At 65.5% G+C, this 19,214-nt stretch carries 19 protein-coding genes; 13 read left to right on the top strand and 6 right to left on the bottom strand.

What is annotated here, in order from left to right:
- The first annotated feature begins 166 nt into the window (after positions 1–166).
- On the top strand, positions 167–895 hold the full coding sequence (locus tag QW863_RS14025; RefSeq protein ID WP_315713749.1) for a glutathione S-transferase family protein: 729 nt from the start codon (positions 167–169) through the stop codon (positions 893–895).
- Positions 896–998: 103 nt separating this feature from the next.
- Here the strand turns inward: QW863_RS14025 and QW863_RS14020 are convergent, their stop codons facing one another.
- Positions 999–1,631, bottom strand: coding sequence for a pyridoxamine 5'-phosphate oxidase family protein (locus QW863_RS14020; RefSeq protein ID WP_315713750.1), 633 nt, complete (start codon positions 1,629–1,631; stop codon positions 999–1,001).
- A 120-nt stretch (positions 1,632–1,751) separates the two neighbouring features.
- Here QW863_RS14020 and QW863_RS14015 point away from each other — a divergent pair, with 120 nt between their 5' ends.
- On the top strand, positions 1,752–2,636 hold the full coding sequence (locus QW863_RS14015) for a LysR family transcriptional regulator (RefSeq protein WP_315713751.1): 885 nt from the start codon (positions 1,752–1,754) through the stop codon (positions 2,634–2,636).
- Positions 2,637–2,767: 131 nt separating this feature from the next.
- Here QW863_RS14015 and QW863_RS14010 read toward each other — a convergent pair whose 3' ends face one another.
- Positions 2,768–3,181, bottom strand: a complete 414-nt coding sequence (locus tag QW863_RS14010) for a PaaI family thioesterase (protein WP_315713752.1) — start codon at positions 3,179–3,181, stop codon at positions 2,768–2,770.
- A 412-nt stretch (positions 3,182–3,593) separates the two neighbouring features.
- On the opposite strand from QW863_RS14010, the gene QW863_RS14005 reads away from it, so the two are divergent.
- From QW863_RS14005 to QW863_RS13990, 4 genes are all read left to right on the top strand, one after another.
- Positions 3,594–4,610 carry a TRAP transporter substrate-binding protein gene (locus QW863_RS14005; RefSeq protein WP_315713753.1) on the top strand — a complete coding sequence of 339 codons (1,017 nt, stop codon included), beginning with the start codon at positions 3,594–3,596 and terminating at the stop codon, positions 4,608–4,610.
- A gap of 245 nt (positions 4,611–4,855) precedes the next feature.
- Positions 4,856–5,365 carry a TRAP transporter small permease gene (locus tag QW863_RS14000; protein ID WP_315713754.1) on the top strand — a complete coding sequence of 170 codons (510 nt, stop codon included), beginning with the start codon at positions 4,856–4,858 and terminating at the stop codon, positions 5,363–5,365.
- 6 nt (positions 5,366–5,371) lie between these two features.
- On the top strand, positions 5,372–6,691 hold the full coding sequence (locus QW863_RS13995; RefSeq protein ID WP_315713755.1) for a TRAP transporter permease: 1,320 nt from the start codon (positions 5,372–5,374) through the stop codon (positions 6,689–6,691).
- Positions 6,691–7,170: a DUF3237 domain-containing protein gene (locus tag QW863_RS13990; protein WP_315713756.1), complete on the top strand. Its 480-nt coding sequence runs from the start codon at positions 6,691–6,693 to the stop codon at positions 7,168–7,170. Before QW863_RS13995 ends, QW863_RS13990 begins: the two co-directional genes overlap by 1 nt.
- A gap of 213 nt (positions 7,171–7,383) precedes the next feature.
- On the opposite strand, the gene QW863_RS13985 is transcribed toward QW863_RS13990, so the two are convergent.
- Positions 7,384–7,722 (bottom strand): hypothetical protein, encoded by a 339-nt coding sequence (locus QW863_RS13985; protein ID WP_315713757.1) that lies wholly within the window; start codon positions 7,720–7,722, stop codon positions 7,384–7,386.
- A gap of 780 nt (positions 7,723–8,502) precedes the next feature.
- On the opposite strand from QW863_RS13985, the gene QW863_RS13980 reads away from it, so the two are divergent.
- The 6 genes from QW863_RS13980 (at position 8,503) to QW863_RS13955 (ending at position 14,941) form a co-directional block, all read left to right on the top strand.
- Positions 8,503–9,306, top strand: a complete 804-nt coding sequence (locus QW863_RS13980) for a crotonase/enoyl-CoA hydratase family protein (RefSeq protein ID WP_315714363.1) — start codon at positions 8,503–8,505, stop codon at positions 9,304–9,306.
- A 1-nt stretch (position 9,307) separates the two neighbouring features.
- A complete protein-coding gene (locus QW863_RS13975; RefSeq protein ID WP_315713758.1) occupies positions 9,308–11,209 on the top strand; it encodes a feruloyl-CoA synthase in 1,902 nt (633 codons plus the stop codon).
- 26 nt (positions 11,210–11,235) lie between these two features.
- The gene (locus QW863_RS13970) at positions 11,236–12,000 is read left to right on the top strand and encodes an SDR family NAD(P)-dependent oxidoreductase (protein WP_315713759.1); all 765 of its coding nucleotides are present in this window, start codon (positions 11,236–11,238) and stop codon (positions 11,998–12,000) included.
- Positions 12,001–12,258: 258 nt separating this feature from the next.
- Positions 12,259–12,678 (top strand): thioesterase family protein, encoded by a 420-nt coding sequence (locus tag QW863_RS13965; RefSeq protein WP_315713760.1) that lies wholly within the window; start codon positions 12,259–12,261, stop codon positions 12,676–12,678.
- 215 nt (positions 12,679–12,893) lie between these two features.
- A complete protein-coding gene (locus QW863_RS13960) occupies positions 12,894–14,039 on the top strand; it encodes an ABC transporter substrate-binding protein (protein ID WP_315713761.1) in 1,146 nt (381 codons plus the stop codon).
- Positions 14,040–14,134: 95 nt separating this feature from the next.
- On the top strand, positions 14,135–14,941 hold the full coding sequence (locus tag QW863_RS13955) for a shikimate dehydrogenase (RefSeq protein ID WP_315713762.1): 807 nt from the start codon (positions 14,135–14,137) through the stop codon (positions 14,939–14,941).
- Positions 14,942–14,970: 29 nt separating this feature from the next.
- On the opposite strand, the gene QW863_RS13950 is transcribed toward QW863_RS13955, so the two are convergent.
- Genes QW863_RS13950 through QW863_RS13940 form a run of 3 tightly spaced genes read right to left on the bottom strand, consistent with a single transcriptional unit; the run spans position 14,971 to position 18,506 of the window.
- A complete protein-coding gene (locus QW863_RS13950) occupies positions 14,971–15,696 on the bottom strand; it encodes an ABC transporter ATP-binding protein (protein WP_315713763.1) in 726 nt (241 codons plus the stop codon).
- Positions 15,693–17,462: a branched-chain amino acid ABC transporter ATP-binding protein/permease gene (locus QW863_RS13945; RefSeq protein ID WP_315713764.1), complete on the bottom strand. Its 1,770-nt coding sequence runs from the start codon at positions 17,460–17,462 to the stop codon at positions 15,693–15,695. The genes QW863_RS13950 and QW863_RS13945 overlap by 4 nt, the downstream gene beginning before the upstream one ends.
- Before the next feature lie 3 nt (positions 17,463–17,465).
- Positions 17,466–18,506: a branched-chain amino acid ABC transporter permease gene (locus QW863_RS13940; RefSeq protein WP_315713765.1), complete on the bottom strand. Its 1,041-nt coding sequence runs from the start codon at positions 18,504–18,506 to the stop codon at positions 17,466–17,468.
- A gap of 197 nt (positions 18,507–18,703) precedes the next feature.
- Here QW863_RS13940 and QW863_RS13935 point away from each other — a divergent pair, with 197 nt between their 5' ends.
- A complete protein-coding gene (locus QW863_RS13935; protein ID WP_315713766.1) occupies positions 18,704–19,210 on the top strand; it encodes a MarR family winged helix-turn-helix transcriptional regulator in 507 nt (168 codons plus the stop codon).
- Positions 19,211–19,214 lie beyond the last annotated feature (4 nt).

Below are 19,214 nucleotides of genomic sequence, written 5' to 3'. Positions count from 1 at the left end.
GCAGCCTGTCCTTATACCGGGCCAACAACGAGATTGAAGGGGTGATGTCGATGATGATGTTTTATGGCCTTGGCCTTGCCACCACGCTACTGCCGCTGCTGACACCATGGTGGCAGCAGCATGCTCGTAGCGTCCGGCGTCTGCTCAGGAAGTCGGGAGTGCTGTCATGATCACATTGTTCGGTTTGGGCGCGGGCTTCGGCCTGCCGGAGATCAGCCCCTTCGTCACCAAGACGGAGGTGCAATTGAAGATGGCGGGCCTCGCTTTTCGGAAGCAGCGGGCGATGCCGCCGGCATCGCCGAAGGGGCAGCTGCCCTTCATCGACGACAGCGGCGAGCTGATCGCCGATTCGACCTTCATCCGCGCCCATGTCGAGCGCAAATATGGCTTCGACTTCGATCATGGGCTCGACGTGCGCGCGCGGGCGCAGGCCTGGGGGTTCGAGCGTATGATCGAGCATCACCTGTATTTCGCGCTGGTCGGGGCGCGCTGGGTCGATCCGGTCAACTTCGCCAAGGGGCCGGCCCACTTCTTCGACGGCGTGCCGGCCGACAAGCGCGAGAAGCTGCGCGAGGACGCGCAGTTTCGCGTCGCCGAGAACTATCTGATCTCCGGGCTCGGCCGCCACGCGCCGGACGAGGACGTCGATCTCGCCGCACGCTCGCTGCGCGCGCTGTCGGTGCAGCTCGGCGACCGGCCCTATCTGATGGGCGATCGTCCTTGCGGCACCGATGCGACGGCGTTCGCCGTCGTCGCCGGCATCCTCACGCCGTTCTTCGAGTCCGAGCTGCGCCGCCGCACCGAAAGCTTCGGCAATCTGGTCGCCTATGCCGAGCGCATGATGGCGCAATATTTTCCGGAGTTCGAATGGGGCAGGGCGGCCGAGGCCGCCTGAGCCGGTCAGTCGAGTCCCACTCACCGTCATTCCGGGGCAAGGCCGCAGGCCTTGAACCCGGAATGACTAACAAGCCAAAGGCGCGGCCCGCAGCGCGCAGGACCTAGGCGGAGGGCTTGCTCTCGCCCTTCAACCGCGCCAGTTCGGTCTCGAGCTCCGCGATGCGAGCATCGCGAACGGCCAGCGCTTCCGCGACGTCGGCCGCGTCGAACTTCTGCGGGATGTGCTGCGGGCAGTTGGTGTCCCACGCGCTGATCGTGAACAGGATGACGTGCTCGGGCCGCGCCTTGTAGCCTCTCGGCATCAGCGAGGCCGTCAGCGCGGCATCATCCTCCACCACCCGCGCCGTCCCCCAGATCTTCACCCGGCGGCGATGCGCGTAGTCCATGATGAAGATGTAGGCGTGCGGGTTCTCCGACAGATTGCCCTGGGTGATATATTGCCGGTTGCCGCTGAAGTCGGCGAAGGCCAGCGTGTGGCTGTCGAGCACCTTGAGAAAGCCCTTCGGTCCGCCGCGGTGCTGGATATAGGGCTGACCCTCGGCCGAGGCGGTCGCGAGATAGAAGCTCGTGGCCTCGGCGAGGCGGCCGGCGAGATCGGCGTCGACCTCGTGGCGAAAGCCGCGGCTCTGCTCCACATGCGCGTAGCTCTCGCGCGACCCCTTGCGCGCCTGGATCGCCTTGGCGGCGGGTGAGAACATGACGTCGCCGGGTGCCTGGATGGTTGTCTGGGTCATCGCAATGACTCCTTGTCGCTGCGGCAGTGACTGCCGCCGTGGAGCCAATATGGTCCCAATCCCGTTCGGAAATAATCTGGCCAGTTGACATTGGATCGTTGCGGATGCTGCAATAATCCCATGGACCGCATCGATGCCATGCAGGCTTTCGTCACCGTCGCCGAGCTGAACGGCTTCGCACCGGCCGCGCGCCGGCTCAAGCTGTCGCCATCGGCGGTCACCCGTTTGGTCGCCGCGCTCGAATCGCATCTTGGCGTCCGCCTGCTGCAGCGGACGACGCGCTCGGTGACGCTGACCGATTCCGGACGACGCTATCTCGACCGCGCCAGCCGCATCCTGGCCGATCTGGCGGAGGCGGAGCGCGCCGCGGAGAGCGAGCGCCTGCAGCCGGTGGGGCGGCTGGTGGTCTCGGCGCCCGTCGGCTTCGGCCGGCTCCATGTCGGTCCGGTCATGGCCGCGTATCTGAGCCGCTATGCCGAGGTCGCGGCCGAGCTGCGCCTCGAGGACCGCCAGATCAATCTGGTGGAGGATGGCGTCGACTGTGCCGTTCGTATCGGGCATCTCGGCGATTCGTCGCTCGTGGCCCGCCAGGTCGGCAGCATGCGCCGGATCGTGGTCGGAGCTCCCGCCTACTTCAAGGTCCATGGTGAGCCGCGGACGCCCGAGGCGCTGACGAAGCACCAGACCATCCAGTTCGGTCCGTCCGACGAATGGCGCTTCGTCAAGGACGGCAGGGAACTGCGGATGGCGGTCAGCCCGCGGCTCGTCACCAACAATGCCGACGCCGCGATCCAGTATGCCGAGGCGGGCGGCGGCGTGACACGGGTGATGGCCTATCAGGCCGCGGACACGCTGCGCGGCGGCCGTCTCAAGCGGGTGCTGGCGAAATACGAGCCTCCGCCGCTCCCGATCCACATCGTATTTCCGAGCTCCCGCCTGCTCTCCGCCAAAGTGCGCGCCTTCATCGACCTGATCACCGCAACCTGCGACTGGCGTTTCGACTGAAAGCGACTACGACGCCACACCCCGTCATTCCGGGGCAAGGCCGAAGGCCTTGAACCCGGAATGACGAGTGGATGCGATTGCGCCGACCTTGGTGCGATACTGGTCTTGATGCGAAAGAACGGCGGTTTCGATCACCCCTTCTTCGGCACCACCCGGAAGGTCGCGTTTGCACGCGCGATCACGGCGTCGTCGGCCAGCACCAGGCTCTGGACGAAGCAGACGGTGCGTCCGCTCTTGATGACGTCGCTCTCGACGCTGAGCCACTGTCCGGTCCCGGCGCTGCCGATGTAGTCCACCGCGAGGTTGATCGTCACCAGCGACGCCTTCCAGCCAAGCGCCTGGGCGCAGCTATAGCCCATCGCATTGTCGGCCAGCGATGCGATCAGCCCGCCATGGATCAGCCCGCGCGAATTGGTGTGCGGCGTGGCGAGCCGCAGGCCGAGGATGACGGCCTTGTCGGTTTTCTTGGCGTAGAGCGGCTCCCAGGGATCGGTGAACGGGCTCTTGCGGAAATGCGGTTCGAATCCGGCGGGGACGCTGCTCATGAGTGTCTCGATCGTTGCTGGCGATGTCCGCAGTCAACGACATCAGCGCGGATTTTGCACCGCCTACAAAGTTTCAAACGTCTTTTGCGCGGGCGTTTGACACGTTGCGCATCGGATGCACGCGGATGGGTCGCGCGCGATGTCGCCGGGCGTCCGGTGCGGCCCTGCGGCAATTTCGTGGTGCGATGCTCCCGCCGTGCAATTTCGGGTGCAGGCGAGATCCTTAACGTGTTAATGAAATGGCCACGGGCCTGCAACTTTCGTCTGCCAGACTTGCGCTGGCGGGCGCGCTAGGCTCCGCTTGGCGCGTGCACTGGTGGCCAACCTGCTGCCGCGCTTGCAATGATGCTTATATGCTATAACAATGAAGCAAAGGGCCCTCGAAGGCCCACTGATGGAGGAGACGATCCCGATGAGGAAGACGCTTCTGGCGTTGGCTCTGGCCGCCGGTGTGACCCCCGCGCTCGCGCAGGACAAGACATTCGAATTGAAGATCTCGCACTGGGTGCCGGCGAGCCATCCGCTGCAGAAGGCGCTGGAGGATTGGGCCGCGTCGGTCGAAAAGGCCTCGGGCGGCACCATCAAGGGCAAGGTGTTCCCGGCCCAGCAGCTCGGCAAGGCGTTCGACCATTATGACATGGCGCGCGACGGCATCGCCGATGTCACTTATGTGAATCCCGGCTATCAGCCTGGCCGTTTCCCGATCATCGGCGCCGGCGAGTTGCCGTTCCTGATTTCCGACGCCAAGGGCGGCTCGGAAGGTTTGGACGCGTGGTATCGCAAATATGCCGAGAAGGAGATGAAGGACGTCAAGTACTGCCTCGCCTTCGTCCACACGCCGTCGGCCTTCCACACCCGCACCAAGAAGGTCGTCGTGCCTGAGGACGTCAAGGGCATGAAGATCCGCCCGGCCGATGCGACGATCGCCAATTTCGTCACCCTGCTCGGCGGGACCAATGTGCAGTCGTCGGCGCCGGAAGTGCGCGACATCATCGAGCGCGGCGTCGCCGACGGCGTCACCTTTCCGGCGGGCTCGCTGGTGCTGTTCGGAGTCGACAAGGTCACGAAGTACCACATGGATGCGCCGTTCTACGTGACGACCTTCGTGTTCGTCATGAACAAGGACAAGTACAACCAGATGTCGGCGATGCAGAAGAAGGCGATCGACGACAATTGCAACACGGAGGCCGCCGGCAAGGTCGGCGAGCCCTGGGGCAAGTTTGAGGACGCCGGCGTCGACAAGATCAAGGCCGAGTCCGGCCAGGAGGTCTACAAGCTGACGCCGGAGCAGACCGCGTTGTGGAAAAAGGCCTCCGAGCCGCTGTTCAAGACCTGGGCCGATGGCGTCAAGAAGACCGGCGTCGATGCCGAGGCCGCCATGACCGAGCTGAAGGCCTCGCTCGCCAAGTACAAGGCGCTGGCACAGTAGCTTCTTTTCATACCCAAGCTCTTGCGCGGCGGACGGTGCGCTCCCTCTCCCCGTTCCTTACGGGGAGAGGGTTGGGGTGAGGGGCAGCCGCACGCACCGACCGTGCGGAGAGCCCCTCACCCGGATTGCATCTACGATGCAATCCGGCCTCTCCCCGGGAGCGGGGAGAGGCTAAGAACCGCCCGCTACGCAGCAGCTCGCTTCGCATCCACCATAACCACCAAGCTTTCTGACACGGGGACGCCATGCAGCGCGCCTTCATGGACCGGATCATCGACGGGATCGAGTGGATCGCCGCGTTCTTCGTCGGCATCGTCGCGCTCGACATCTTCCTGTCGGTGCTGCTCCGCAACACGCTGAACTATTCGATCCCCGATTCCTTCGACATCGGGCGCATGCTGCTCGGCATCCTGATCTTCTGGGGCATCGCTGCGACGTCATACCGCGGCACCCACATCACCGTGGATCTCATCTGGGGCAATGTTGGCCCGCGCTATCAGCGCTGGATCGACATCTTCGCAACGCTGGTACTGCTGTTCGTCGTCACGGTGCAGACCTGGACCCTGTTCGACAAGGTGCGCGGCACCTATGAGGACAACGTCCTCACCTTCGATCTGCACATGCCGACCTGGCCGTTCTTCGCCGTCGCCTGGATCGGCGACGTTTCGGCGGTGCTCCTGATCGCCATCCGGACCTATCGCCTGATCTTCCACCCCGAGGAGATTCATGACCCTCAAGTCAAGCCCACGGAGTAGTGCCGCATGAGCACGGATGCGGTTGCCGTCATCGGCTTCGTTGCGCTGTTTGCGCTGATGCTGCTGCGCGTGCCGGTGGGCATGGCGATGGGACTCGTCGGCGTGTCCGGCTTCGCCTATCTCGTCAACGGTACGGCGGCGCTGAAGCTGGTCGGCCAGACCTCGATGCGCACGGTCACGGACTACACGTTCGGCGTGATCCCGATGTTCCTGCTGATGGGAACGTTCGTGTCCAACTCGGGCATGAGCCGCGAGCTGTTCCGCGCCGCCAACGGCTTCGTCGGCCATCTGCGCGGCGGGCTCGGCATCGCCACGGTGGCGGCCTGCGGCGGCTTCGCCGCGATCTGCGGCTCGTCGGTGGCGACCGCCGCGACCTTCTCGGCCGTGGCCTATCCGGAGATGCGCCGCTTCGGCTATCCGCAATCCTTCGCCACCGGCGTCATCGCCGCCGGCGGCACCTTGGGCGCGATGCTGCCGCCGTCGACCGTGCTCGCCGTCTACGGCATCATCACCGAGCAGGACATCGGCAAGCTGTTCATCGCCGGCATCATCCCCGGCCTCTTGGCGATGACCATGTACATGATCACCATCACGGTGATCGGCCGTGTCAGGCCGGATTTCCTGCCCAGGGGCGAGGCGCCGCCGTGGCGCGAGCGCATCGCCGGCCTGAAGGGCATCTGGGCGCCGGTGCTGCTGTTCCTGTTCGTGATCGGCGGCCTCTACGGTCTGCCCTTCCTGCCGCGCTTCACGCCGACGGAAGCCGGCGGCGTCGGCGCCACCGGCGCGTTCCTGATCGGCGTGTTCACCGGCCGGCTGAACAAGGAGAAGATCCTGGCTTCGCTGCTGCAGGCGACGCGTACCGCCGCGGCCGTGTTCACTGTGCTGATCGGCGCCTTGATCTTCGGCTACTTCCTGACGGTGACGCAGACGCCACAGAAGGTGACGGAGTTCCTCACCGGTCTCGGCCTCGGGCCCTACGGGGTGCTGGCGCTGATCATGGTGATGTATCTCGTCCTCGGCTGCCTGATGGACGCGATGGCGATGATCATCCTGACCGTGCCGATCATCTTCCCGGTGATCTCGCATCTCGGCTTCGATCCGATCTGGTTCGGCGTCATCATCGTGATGACCGTCGAGCTTGGCCTGATCCATCCCCCCGTCGGCATGAACGTGTTCGTGATCAAGAGCGTGGTGAAGGACGTGTCGTTCTCGACGATCTTCAAGGGCGTGCTGCCGTTCGTCGCGACCGACCTGATCCGGCTGGTGATCCTGATCGCCTTCCCGCTCCTCGCCACCTGGCTGCCGCAACAGATGATGGCCCGCTGATGACGACTCCGATCCTCGAGACTCGCTACGTCTTCACCCTCACCGTGATGATCGGCGACGTCACCAGTGCCGGCGAGACCGGCATCGGCGTGCGCCGGATCATCCCGATCCATGGCGGAGAGGTGAAGGGCCCCGGTCGCGCCGGTGAGGGCATCAGCGGCAGGATCTGCAACTTCGGCGCCGACTTCCAGGTCATCCGTCCCAACGAGCTGATCGACCTCGAAGCGAAATACGGCTTCGAGACCGACGACGGCGCGACGATTTACGTCGAGAACCGCGGCATCCGCTTCGGGCCGGTCGACCTGCTGCAGAAGCTCAAGCGCGGCGAGCCGGTGGACCCCAGGCTGATCTACTTCCGCACCCACCCGCGCTTCGAGACCGGCCACGAGAAGTATCGCTGGCTGATGGAGCACGTCTTCATAGGCTCCGCCGCCCGCCACGCCGATCGCGTCCTCATCGACGTGCATGTGGTGCTGTAGGCTACGCTCTCCTTGCGAAGGGCGATCGCATAAAGCGGTCGGGAGTTTAGGGCTTGCCTGTCTCCACGTCGTCATGGCCGGGCTTGTCCCGGCCATCCACGTGGTTCTGCATGCTCCGAACGACGTGGATGCCCGGGACAAGCCCGGGCATGACGGAGCAACTGGTTGAAACGGCTGTTCGTCGCGACGGCTTCGTATTCGGTAGACCTACGACTAATCCTCGTCGTCCCAGCCCGAAGCCCGGCCGTAGCCGTCGTGGTCGCAATTGCGATAGTGGCGAGCCGGCACATAGCGGTAGCGCTCGTAGCCGTAGCCGTAGCCGCCATACGCCGCGTCGCGATAGTGGGACCGGTAGACCGGCGCAGGCTCATACGCCTGCGCTTCCGACGCTGCCGCCAGCGCGCCCCCGATGAGAGCTCCGGCCACCAGGCCGCCGAACAGCGCCGCGTTGCGCCCGTCGTGAGCCTGAGCCGGCGCCGCGCCGGCGAGCAGGGTGGCGGTGACGGCGAGCGCGGCGATGCCGCCTGCGAGAGATGTCTTCAGCGAAACCATGGTCCCCTCCATTGGGAAGTGTGGTGACGATGACGTTCTATAGGGCGCGCTTTGAAGCCACCCTGAATGCAATGTTGTCGGCCGTTCATCTCGGAAGTCGCCCCGGGGCTCCGGCCTAAACGGCAGCCTCCCAGCATATTCTGATAAAAATAAATATCTTGCGTGTTATCGGAAAACGTGATTTCCTCTCGCCATCCCGTCCCAAGCCGAGGGGCGTAGCGCGCGATCGTCACGACACGCGGGGCGGGGAGCGGTGGCCGCGATCATGTCGCAGCGTGTCTTCGGGCGCGCGGACGAACGACGTGACGCGGACGTGAAGTCGCAGCGTCCTGACACCCCGTTGCCGGTGTTACGTTCGCGATGGCGCCAACGCGCCGCGCGGATCATGGTGGCCAACAAGCCGGTGCACCAGGGAGACTGCGTATAAGCGTGAAGACCATCGCGCAGGGAAGGCCGGGCGTTCCCGGCTACACCTGTGGTACCTGCCGCCTGCATTTTTCTCGCAGGCGGGCCGCAGGCGTCAGCCGGCGCCTGGCCTTCCCTGCGCCCTCCGCACCGGAGGGTGAAGAATATCAGCAAGCCCCGGGCGTGATTTCGCCGCGGGAATGCCGGATCATGTCATTTGCCTTTGCGCGCAGGCGGGCCTTACGATGCTGCGCGACCGAGCCCCTCGGCGGCTTGTTCTTTTGCATTGCACAACATGATGTCGGGCGCCGCTTGTTGACTCCCGCGAAGATCGTTATAAAACATAACTATTCTGAACAGGACACAATAGAGCCCATGGGAAACGCCGACACCGCCACGCCTGCGGGGGATTCGTCTCTGCTGCAGATCGAACAGCAGGGCGCCGTCCTGACGATCGGGCTCAACCGCCCGGCCAAGCGCAACGCGCTGAATGACGGCATCATCCTCGCCATCGGCGAGTGCTTCACCAGCCTGCCTGACGACGTCCGCTGCATCGTGATCCACGGGATTGGCGACAATTTCTCCTCCGGCCTCGATCTCTCGGAGCTGCGCGAACGTGACGCCACCGAAGGCCTGGTGCACTCGCAGATGTGGCATCGCGTGTTCGACCGCATCCAGTATTGCCGCGTGCCGGTGATCGCCGCATTGAAGGGGGCCGTCATCGGCGGCGGTCTCGAGCTCGCCTGCGCCGCGCATATCCGTGTTGCCGAGCCGTCGGCTTACTTCGCGCTGCCCGAGGGCCAGCGCGGCATCTTCGTCGGTGGCGGCGGCTCGGTGCGGCTGCCGCGCCTGATCGGCGTCGCCCGCATGATGGACATGATGCTGACCGGCCGGGTCTATTCGGCGACCGAAGGCTCGTCCTACGGCTTCGCGCAATATCTGGTCGAGGCCGGCGCCTCGATGACCAAGGCGATGGAGCTGGCGGCGAAGATCGCGAACAACGCGCCGCTGACGAATTTCGCGGTGCTGCAGGCGCTGCCGATGATCGCCGAGGCCAATCCGCAGACCGGCCTGCTGATGGAATCGCTGATGGCCACCGTCGCGCAGAGCGACAAGGAGGCCAAGAATCGCATCCGCGCCTTCCTCGATCACAAGACCGCCAAAGTGAAGCCGACGTGACATGACCGCACAAACAATAACAAGCACACAGGGAGGAACGGACGACACGGCGCGCAGCGCCAGTGTTCATCCGTTGCGCGCGATCTCGTTCAATGACCCGGCCGTCACGGTCGACCGCCGAGACGACGGCACCATCTATCTCCGTCCGAAGCAGCCGCTCGGCGACTATCCGCCGCGGATCACCGACCGGCTGCATCACTTCGCCAAAGCCACGCCTGAGCGCGTGTTCATGGCCGAGCGCGTTGGCCCGGAGGGCTGGCGCGAGCTGACCTATGCCACGCTGCTGGCGGCGAGCCGGCACATCGCGTCGGGGCTGCTCGCGCGCGGGCTGTCGCCGAACCGGCCGGTCATGATCCTGTCGGGCAATTCGATCGACCATGCGCTGGTCGCGTTCGGCGCGCTCTATGCCGGCGTGCCGTTCTGTCCGGTGTCGCCGGCCTATTCGCTGGTGTCGCGCGACTACGGCAAGCTCGCCTACCTGATGAAGCTGCTGACGCCGGGCCTCGTCTTCGTCGACGACGCCGACAAGTTCGCCGACGCGCTCATCGCCAACGTACCCGAAGGCACCGAGATCGTGGCGTCGTTCGGCTCGGTGCCGGGCCGCAAGATCACGATGCTCGCCGATCTGATCGCATCGCCGCTGTTTCCTGGCCTCGACGCCGCCCATGACAAGATCGGTCCGGACACGATCGCGAAATTCCTGCTGACCTCGGGCTCGACCGGCAATCCGAAGGCCGTGATCAACACCCAGCGGATGATCTGCGCCAACCAGGTGATGATCCGCGAGACGCTCGCCTTCCTCAAGGACGAGCCGCCCGTGATCATCGACTGGCTGCCCTGGAATCACACATTCGGCGGCAACCACAACATCGGCCTGACCCTGTTCAACGGCGGCTCGATGTATCTCGACCAGGGCAAGCCGGTGCCAGGCGGCATCGAGGAGACCGTGCGAAACCTGCGCGAGATCTCGCCGACGGTCTATTTCAACGTCCCCAAGGGCTACGAGTCGCTGCTGCCCTATTTCCGCGAGGACCCGGCGCTGCGGAAGTCCTTCTTCCAGCGGCTGCACGCGATGTTCTTCTCCGGCGCCGCACTGGCGCCGCATGTCTGGAACGAGCTCGACGAGCTCTCGGTGGCCGAGACGGGCACTCGTGTGCCGATGCTGACGGGCCTCGGCTCCACCGAGACCGCACCGTTCTTCATGTCGGTCAATCCGCGCACCAGCCGCTCCGGCCATGTCGGCCTGCCCGTCTCCGGCAACGAGGCCAAGCTCGTTCCCAACAACGGCAAGATGGAAGTGCGCGCCAAGGGGCCGAACGTGACGCCGGGCTATTGGCGCCTGCCGGAGGTCTCGGCCGCGGCCTTTGATGACGAAGGCTACTACAAGATGGGCGACGCGCTGAAGCCCGTCGATCCCGACGACTTCAATGCCGGCTTCGATTTTGACGGCCGTGTTGCCGAGGACTTCAAGCTGGCGAGCGGCACCTGGGTTTCCGTCGGCCCGTTGCGGGCCCGCTTCGTGGCTGCGTGCGCGCCGCTGGCGCGCGATGTGATCATCGCCGGCATCAACCGCGACGAGATCGCAGCAATCGTCGTGCTCGATCTCGATGGTTGCCGCCTGATCAACGCGACCTTGCCGTTCGACGACCTCGCCGCCACGGCGGCCGATCCGCTGATCATCGAGGCCTTCCGTCAGCGCTTCGCAAAATTCCTGCAGACCGCGACCGGCTCGTCGACGCGCATCACGCGCGCCGTCCTGCTCGGCGTGCCGCTGTCGATCGACAAGGGCGAGGTCACCGACAAGGGATCGATCAACCAGCGCGCCGTGCTGGAGAACCGCAAGGACCTGATCGAACGCATCTACGCCGCGACGCCGGACGACGACATCATCATCGCCGGCTGATCGACGCATCCAAGGGAGAAACGACAATGTTGTTGAAGGACCAGGCCGCCATCGTCACCGGCGGCGCTTCCGGCCTCGGGGCCGCCACCGCCCGCAAGCTCGCTGCGCAGGGCGCCAAGGTCGCGGTGTTCGATCTCAACGCCAAGCTGGCGGACGAGGTCGCGGCCGAGATCAAGGGCGTGCCGGTGGTCTGCGACGTCTCGGACGCCGCCGGCGCGGAAGCGGCTGTTGCCAAGGCCGTCGAGGCGCTCGGCCAGCAGCCGCGCGTGCTGGTGAACTGCGCCGGCATCGGGGTCGCCAAGCGCGTCGTCGGCCGCGACGGTCCGATGCCGCTGGCCGATTTCGAGAAGGTCATCAAGGTCAACCTGATCGGCTCGTTCAACATGCTGCGTCTGGTCACCAACGGCATGACCAAGCTGGAGCCGCAGGCGACCGGTGAGCGCGGCGTCGTCATCAATACCGCGTCGGTCGCCGCCTATGACGGCCAAATCGGACAGTCGGCCTATTCCGCCTCCAAGGGCGGCATCGTCGGCATGACCCTGCCGATCGCGCGCGAGCTCGCGCAGTTCGGCATCCGCGTGCTGACCATTGCGCCCGGCCTGTTCCTGACGCCGCTGCTCGCCAACCTGCCGCAGGAGGCCCAGGACTCGCTCGCCGCCGCGATCCCGTTCCCTCGCCGCCTCGGTCACGCCGATGAGTTCGCCGCGCTGGCGCTGCACATGGTCGAGAACGCCTACCTCAACGGCGAAGTCGTTCGCCTCGACGGCTCGCTGCGCATGGCGCCGAAGTAAGTGCCGCGCGCCGACGTCCACGTGGTTGTCATTCCGGGACGACGCGCCAGCGTCGGGCCCGGAATCCATTCGGCGTCTAGCACTGCTGAGAGATGGATTCCGGGCTCGCGCTCCGCGCGCCCCGGAATGACGACGTAGAGAAACGGAGGGTGGGCAAAGCGTAGCGTGCCCACCGCCGCTGAAAATGGTGGGCAAGGCGCTGCGCGCCGTTGCCCACTCTACAGATCGCTATCGGCGATGGTGTGAGGCTTTCAAGACATGTTCGTTCACCGCCGCGACGTGCAGATCCAGTGGGGCGACTGCGATCCCGCCAACATCGTCTACTACCCGCGCTATTTCGCGATGTTCGACGATGCGACCTCGGTCATGTTCGAGGCGGCCGGGTTCTCCAAGCAGGACATCGTCCGTCGCTACGGCCTGGTCGGCATCCCCATGGTCGACACCCGCGCCAAGTTCTACATCCCCTCGACCTATGGCGACTGGATCACGATCGAGAGCCGGATCGAGAGCATCAAGCGCTCGTCCTTCGACGTCACCCACAAGGTGTTCAAGGGTGAGGCGCTGGCCATCGAAGGGTTCGAGACCCGGGTGCTGGTCGGGCGCGATCCGGCCGACCCGGAGAAGCTGAAATCGGCACCTTTCCCGGAGGAGATGCGAGCCAAGTTTCTCGGGGAATGAGGCGCGGAAATGGGTGCGACATGCGGCCGTCTTAAGGATGTTCAGCTGTCGTGCTTTGGTCGACTGGTGAGGAGTGATCTTCTCGTGTTCAATGCTATGATCACGTTTGGACACATATCGGCCGGTCGTGTTGGAAGATGCCCCAGACAGGGGGCGGGACTGCAAACAGGATCGGCGGATCACGAGCTGAACCGAAAAGATTGAGGGAGGATTTTATGAGGAAGGCCTATCTGGCGGCGGCTGGCGTCATCGCGATGCTGGCATCAGCGCCGGCGCTGGCGCAGACCAGCGAGATCACCATCGGCATCACCACGACGACGACGGGGCCGGGCGCGGCGCTCGGCATTCCCGAGCGCAATGCGCTCGAGTTCGTGCCGAAGGAGATCGGCGGCGTGCCGCTCAAGGTGATCGTGCTCGACGACGGCGGCGATCCGACCACGGCCACGACCAACGCCCGTCGCTTCGTGACGGAATCGAAGGCCGATATCATCATGGGCTCGGCGCTGACGCCGCCGACCATCGCGGTGTCCAACGTCGCCAACGAGGCCGGCATTCCGCATTTCGGCCTGGCGCCGTTCCCGGTCACGCCGGAGCGGATGAAATGGTCGGTTGTGATGCCGCAGCCGGTGCCGATCATGGGCAAGGTGCTGTACGAGCACATGAAGGCGCACAACATCAAGACCGTCGGCTATATCGGCTACTCCGACTCCTACGGCGACCTCTGGTTCAACGATCTGAAGAATCAGGCTGTGCCGATGGGCATCACCATCGCCGACGAGGAACGCTTTGCGCGTCCCGACACCTCGGTCACCGGCCAGGTGCTGAAGCTGGTCGCCGCCAATCCGGACGCCATCCTGGTCGGCGCCTCCGGCACCGCCGCGGCGTTGCCGCAGACCGAGCTGCGCGAGCGTGGCTACACCGGCCTGATCTATCAGACCCATGGCGCCGCGAGCATGGACTTCATCCGTATCGCCGGCAAGGCGGCGGAGGGGGTGATCATGGCGTCCGGTCCGGTGATGTCGCCGGAGACGCAGGACGACAGCGCGCTGACCAAGAAGCCGGGCATGGAGCTGAACAAGGCGTATGAGGGCAAGTATGGCCCGAACAGCCGCAGCCAGTTCGCCGGCCATTCGTTCGACGCGTTCGAGATCCTCAAGCGCATCATCCCGGTGGCGCTGAAGACTGCCAAGCCCGGCACGCCGGAGTTCCGCGAGGCCATCCGCCAGGCGCTGCTGACCGAGAAGGATCTGGCGGCCTCGCAGGGCGTCTACAACTTCACCGAAAAGGACCGCTCCGGCCTCGACGACCGCGCCCGCATCATCCTGACGGTGAAGGATGGCAAATACGTCCCGGCGAAGTAACTGGACGGACGATATCTTCGAGTGAGGAAGGCCGGCTCGGTGAGCCGGCCTTTCGGCCATTTGGACGATGATCTTTGTCGTTTTGGGAGCCTACCATGATTCCCGCCCCCACCGGAGCCACGCGGCTCCACATCATCATCGGCGATCCCGTCGCGCAGGTGCGCGCGCCGGCCGGCGTCAGCCAGGCGTTCTCGGAGCGCGGCAGCTATGCGATCCTGGTTGCGGTCCAAGTCGCGCCGCGCGACCTGACTGACTTCCTGGCGACGATGACACGGGTGAAGAATCTCGACGGCATCGTCGCGACCATCCCGCACAAATTCGCCTGCTACCGCGCCTGTGCGACGGCCACGGAGCGCGCGCATTTCATCGGCGCCGTGAATCTGATGCGGCGTGGTCCTGACGGCCGTTGGCATGGCGACATGGTCGACGGCCTTGGCTTCATCGGCGCTGCGAAGGGGGCGAGCTTCGATGCTGCAGGCTGCCGCGCGCTACAGATTGGCGCGGGCGGTGCGGGCTCGGCAATCGCTTTGGCGCTGATCGATTCCGGCGTGCGCGAGCTTGCCATTCACGACAGCGATGCCGGACGCCGCGATGTGCTGATCGCGCGCCTCAACGAGCGGGGCAAAGGCCGCGCCGTTGTCGGCTCGATGAACGCAACAGGCTTCGACATGGTTGCCAACGCCACGCCGGCAGGCATGCAGCCCGGCGATCCTCTGCCGGTCGACATGACGACCGTCAGCCCGTCGGCCTATTGCGGCTGTGTCATCACCCGGCCCGAGGTCTCGCCCTTCATCGCCGCTGCGCGCCAGCGCGGCTGCCTGACGGCGACCGGCACCGACATGTACCGGGCGCTGGAGCGCGTGATGGTCGATTTCCTGCTGTCGAAGGAGGCGCCCTCCTGAAGCAGCGCCTCACCCCATCGACATCGGGCTCAGCTCGCGGCCGCCTCGGCAAAGCCGAGATAGCTCGCCGCCACGCGCTCGTCGGTGGCGATCTCGCTGGCCTTGCCGTTAAGCACGAACTCGCCGAGCTCCATGACATAGGCGCGGTCGGCGACCTTGAGCGCGGCCTTGGCGTTCTGCTCGACCAGCAGCACCGAGACGCCTTCCTGGCGCAGCTTGGCGACGATTTCGAAGATGCCGGCGACGATGATCGGCGCCAGGCCAAGGCTGGGCTCGTCCAGCATCAGCATCTTTGGCGCGCCCATCAGCGCGCGCCCCATCGCCAGCATCTGCTGCTCGCCGCCGGAGAGCGTGCCGGCGAGCTGCTTGCGCCGCTCCTTGAGCTTCGGAAACAGCGTGTAGACGTGCTCGAAGCCGCGTGCGGCGTGGGCCTTCGACATTCTGAAAGCGCCGAGCTGCAGATTGTCCTCGACGTTCATGGTGGCGAACAGCTCGCGATGCTCCGGCACCAGACAGAGACCGCGCGCGACGCGGTCCTCGATCTCCAGCCGGGCCATGTCCTCGCCCAGGAAGGAGACGCGACCCTTCAGCGGAAACACGCCCATGATGGCACTGAGCAGCGTGGTCTTGCCGGCGCCATTGGCGCCGATGATGGTGACGATCTCGTTCTCGGCCACGGTGAGCGAGACCGAGCGGACCGCCTCGACCTTGCCGTAGGAGACATGGGCGTCGGTGACTTCCAGCAGCGTGCTCATGCGGTGGCTCCGAGATACGCCTTGATGACCTCCGGATTGGTCTTGATCGCGGCAGGTGTGCCCTCGGCGATCTTGGTGCCGAAATCGAGCACCACGATGCGGTCGGCGAGGTCCATGACAAATCCCATGTCGTGTTCGACCAGCAGCACCGACATGCCGCCGGCGCGGAGGTCGCGCAGCAGCGCGCCGAGGCGTTGCTTCTCCATGTGGCGCAGGCCGGCGGCCGGCTCGTCGAGCAGCAGCAGCATCGGATCCACGCACAGCGCGCGGGCGATCTCGACGATGCGCTGCTGGCCGAGAGACAACGAGCCGGCAAGCTGGTGCATCTGGTCGCCGAGCCCGACGCGCTCGATCTGCCGCGCGGCTTCCGCGAGCAGCTTGGCTTCGTCGCCGCGATCGAGCCGGAACATGCTCGTGAGCGCGTTGGAATGGCCGCGCAGATGCGCGCCGATCGCGACGTTCTCGAGCACCGTCATGTCCGGCACCAGCTTCACGTGCTGGAAGGTACGGGAAATGCCGAGCTTGACGACGTCCTGCGGCGGGGCGTTGCCGACGGCCTTGCCGAGCACCGAGATGTTGCCGGAGGTCGGCGGCAGCACGCCGGTGATCAGGTTGAAGGTCGTGCTCTTGCCGGCGCCGTTCGGGCCGATCAGCGCGACGATCTCGCGGGACTGGACGTCGAACGAGACGTTGTTGACCGCGACCACGCCGCCGAACTGCTTACGCGCGTTGTCGACCTGGAGCAGCACGTTTGGAGTCGTCGCAGATCGCTCCCGCGCCGGCAGTTTGACCGACGTGTCCGGCTGCTTGGCAACCGGCTTGAACGGCAGCCGCGCCGTCAGCCACGGCCACAGGCCGGTCGGGGCGAGCTGGAGAAGCGTGACGAGGAGAATGCCGAACACGATGGTCTCGAGCTGGCCCTCGCCATGCAGCAGCAGCGGGAGGTAGCTTTGCAGCACCTCTTTCAGCACGACGACGATCGCCGCGCCGAGCACGCCGCCCCAGACATAGCCGGCGCCGCCGACCACGGCGACGAACAGATATTCGATGCCGGCCTGGGCGCCGAACGGCGTCGGGTTCACGGCGCGGGTGAAGTGCGCATAGAGCCAGCCCGAGAGGCCGGCGAGCACGGCGGCATAGATGAACACCAGCAGCTTGGCGCGAGGTGCATAGACGCCGAACGCTTCCGCGGCGATGTGGCCGCGGCGCAGCGCGCGAATGGCGCGGCCGGTGCGGGAGTCCAGCAGGTTCATCGTCAACAGTGCGGAGATCAGAACGGCGGCCCAGATCGCGAAATAGATCGTGCCGGGATCGAGCATCTTGAGGCTGCCGATCGACAGCGGCGGGATGCCGGAGATGCCGTCGTTGCGGCCGAGGAAGGCGAGCTTGCTGAACAGATAGAACAGGCCGAGGCCCCAGGCGAGCGTGCCGAGCGGCAGATAGTGGCCGGACAGCCTGACCGTGACGAGGCCGAGCAGAACGGCGGCGAGGCCGGACACCAGCAGCGACAGCGGCAGGGTCAGCCACGGCGATACGCCGTAATTGGCCGACAGCACCGCAGTCGTGTAGGCGCCGAAGCCGACAAAGGCGGCCTGGCCGAACGAGGTCAGACCGCCGACGCCGGTCAGCAGCACCAGCCCCATCGCGACCAGCGCCGACAGGCCGATATTGTCGAGCAGCACGATCCAGAACGGCGGCATGCCCGGGACGAACGGGATCGCCGCGACGATGACGGCAAAGACGATGAGAGGCCAACGCTCGCGCACGGCTCAATCCTTCTCTTCTTCGACCGCGGGCGCGGCGAGCGAACGCAGCAGCAGAACCGGGATCAGCAGCGTGAAGACGATCACCTCCTTGAAGTTGGAGGCATAGAACGAGGAGAACGCCTCGACGATGCCGACGACGAGCGCGGCGACCGCAGTCAGCGGATAGCTGATCAGGCCGCCGATGATCGCGGCGATGAAGCCTTTGAGGCCGATCAGGAAGCCGGTGTCGTAATAGAGCGTCGTGATCGGGACGATCAGGATACCCGAGAGCGCGCCGATGGTGGAGGCCAGCAGGAACGCGATCTGGCCCGACAGCGTGGTGCGGATGCCGACGAGGCGGGCGCCGAGCCGGTTGACGGCGGTGGCGCGCAGCGCCTTGCCGTAGAGCGTCAGGCCGAAGAACAGCCAGAGGCCGACGATGAAGGCGATGGTGATGCCGTAGACCGCTATGCCCTGCCCGGTGAAGCGCAGCGAGCCGAGCGTCGCCGTGGCATTGAGCAGGGTCGGGCCACGCTGACCCTCGGCGCCGAAGAACAGCAGGCCGAGGCCCTGCAGTGCGAGGTGAACGCCGACCGAGGCGATCAGCAGCACCAGCACCGAGGTGTGCGCGAGCGGCTGGAACACGATGCGGTAGAGCGACAGGCCGATGCTGGCCACGATCAGCAGCGACAGCACCAGGCTGACGCCGGCGGGCATGCGCTGGTTCGCCGCCCACATGCTGGCGAGCAGAATGACGACAGGGAGGGCGACGTTGAGGCCGAAGGTGCGCGCGATCTTCGGCGCGTGCAGCGTCTTGCGCATGGCGTAGAGGTCGAAGGCGAAGGCCGCGAGCCCGATCACGACGGCGAGCTTCGCGGTGCCCGGCATTTGGCCGGCCGCGAGCGAGGCATAGGTGAGGGCGCCGTAGGTGACGAATTCGCCCTGCGGGATCAGGATCACCCGGGTGACGGCAAACACCAGCACGAGCGCCAGCCCGAGCAGCGCGTAGATCGCGCCATTGGTAATGCCGTCCTGCAACAGGAACAGCAAGATCGTTGTGTTCAAGACAGGACGCTCCCCCTCTGTGGTGACCGGGCGCGGCCGGCGCCCAGCGCCGTCCGCCGGTCTTGGGCAGTTGAATTGGGCTGCCCGTGTTTGATATAGTGGATAACAATTATCGATTATAATCTCAAGGCCGCTGTTCCGGCTGCGGCATTCGAGACCAGGGATGGAAGCAAATGCGATGAATTTGGCGGACCGTGATGGCCGATAGCGCCAAGCCCGTCAGCAAGAGGGAGAGCCGCAAGGAAGCTGCCGTAGCGGCCGACGAGACGCAAGCGGTCCAGCTCGGCGAGCTGTCGGATCTGCTTGGCTATGTGCTGAAACGGGCGCAGTTGAAGGTGTTCGAGGACTTCCTGCGCTGCGTCGCGCCGCTGCAACTGACGCCGGCCCAGTTCTCGGTGCTGCTGCTGCTCGACGCCAATCCGGGCCGTAACCAGACCGAGATCGCCAACACCCTGGGCATCCTGCGGCCGAACTTCGTGTCCTTGCTGGACAGCCTCGAGAGCCGCGACCTGTGTGCGCGGGTGCGTTCGGCCAACGACCGGCGCTCGCACATCCTGATGCTGACCGAGAAGGGCCGCGCCGTGCTGGCCCGCGCCAAGAAGCTGGTGGTGTCGAAGCATGAGGCGCGGCTCAACGAGCTGCTGGGCCCGGATGGTCGCGACGCGCTGCTGGCGATGCTCACCAAGATCGCGGAGGAGTTCTGAAGGA

The organism is Bradyrhizobium sp. SZCCHNR1017 (assembly GCF_032381375.1).
GTDB lineage: Bacteria > Pseudomonadota > Alphaproteobacteria > Rhizobiales > Xanthobacteraceae > Bradyrhizobium.
The sequence above is the reverse complement of the archived record's forward strand: the minus strand, read 5'-3'. Positions and strand labels throughout refer to the sequence as shown.

Excerpts from the sequence above, each read along its gene's own strand:
- QW863_RS14025 (WP_315713749.1), top strand. The coding sequence starts at position 167 with ATGATCACATTGTTCGGTTTGGGCGCGGGCTTCGGCCTGCCGGAGATC.
- QW863_RS14020 (WP_315713750.1), bottom strand. The coding sequence starts at position 1,631 with ATGACCCAGACAACCATCCAGGCACCCGGCGACGTCATGTTCTCACCC.
- QW863_RS14015 (WP_315713751.1), top strand. The coding sequence starts at position 1,752 with ATGGACCGCATCGATGCCATGCAGGCTTTCGTCACCGTCGCCGAGCTG.
- QW863_RS14010 (WP_315713752.1), bottom strand. The coding sequence starts at position 3,181 with ATGAGCAGCGTCCCCGCCGGATTCGAACCGCATTTCCGCAAGAGCCCG.
- QW863_RS14005 (WP_315713753.1), top strand. The coding sequence starts at position 3,594 with ATGAGGAAGACGCTTCTGGCGTTGGCTCTGGCCGCCGGTGTGACCCCC.
- QW863_RS14000 (WP_315713754.1), top strand. The coding sequence starts at position 4,856 with ATGCAGCGCGCCTTCATGGACCGGATCATCGACGGGATCGAGTGGATC.
- QW863_RS13995 (WP_315713755.1), top strand. The coding sequence starts at position 5,372 with ATGAGCACGGATGCGGTTGCCGTCATCGGCTTCGTTGCGCTGTTTGCG.
- QW863_RS13990 (WP_315713756.1), top strand. The coding sequence starts at position 6,691 with ATGACGACTCCGATCCTCGAGACTCGCTACGTCTTCACCCTCACCGTG.
- QW863_RS13985 (WP_315713757.1), bottom strand. The coding sequence starts at position 7,722 with ATGGTTTCGCTGAAGACATCTCTCGCAGGCGGCATCGCCGCGCTCGCC.
- QW863_RS13980 (WP_315714363.1), top strand. The coding sequence starts at position 8,503 with ATGGGAAACGCCGACACCGCCACGCCTGCGGGGGATTCGTCTCTGCTG.
- QW863_RS13975 (WP_315713758.1), top strand. The coding sequence starts at position 9,308 with ATGACCGCACAAACAATAACAAGCACACAGGGAGGAACGGACGACACG.
- QW863_RS13970 (WP_315713759.1), top strand. The coding sequence starts at position 11,236 with ATGTTGTTGAAGGACCAGGCCGCCATCGTCACCGGCGGCGCTTCCGGC.
- QW863_RS13965 (WP_315713760.1), top strand. The coding sequence starts at position 12,259 with ATGTTCGTTCACCGCCGCGACGTGCAGATCCAGTGGGGCGACTGCGAT.
- QW863_RS13960 (WP_315713761.1), top strand. The coding sequence starts at position 12,894 with ATGAGGAAGGCCTATCTGGCGGCGGCTGGCGTCATCGCGATGCTGGCA.
- QW863_RS13955 (WP_315713762.1), top strand. The coding sequence starts at position 14,135 with ATGATTCCCGCCCCCACCGGAGCCACGCGGCTCCACATCATCATCGGC.
- QW863_RS13950 (WP_315713763.1), bottom strand. The coding sequence starts at position 15,696 with ATGAGCACGCTGCTGGAAGTCACCGACGCCCATGTCTCCTACGGCAAG.
- QW863_RS13935 (WP_315713766.1), top strand. The coding sequence starts at position 18,704 with ATGGCCGATAGCGCCAAGCCCGTCAGCAAGAGGGAGAGCCGCAAGGAA.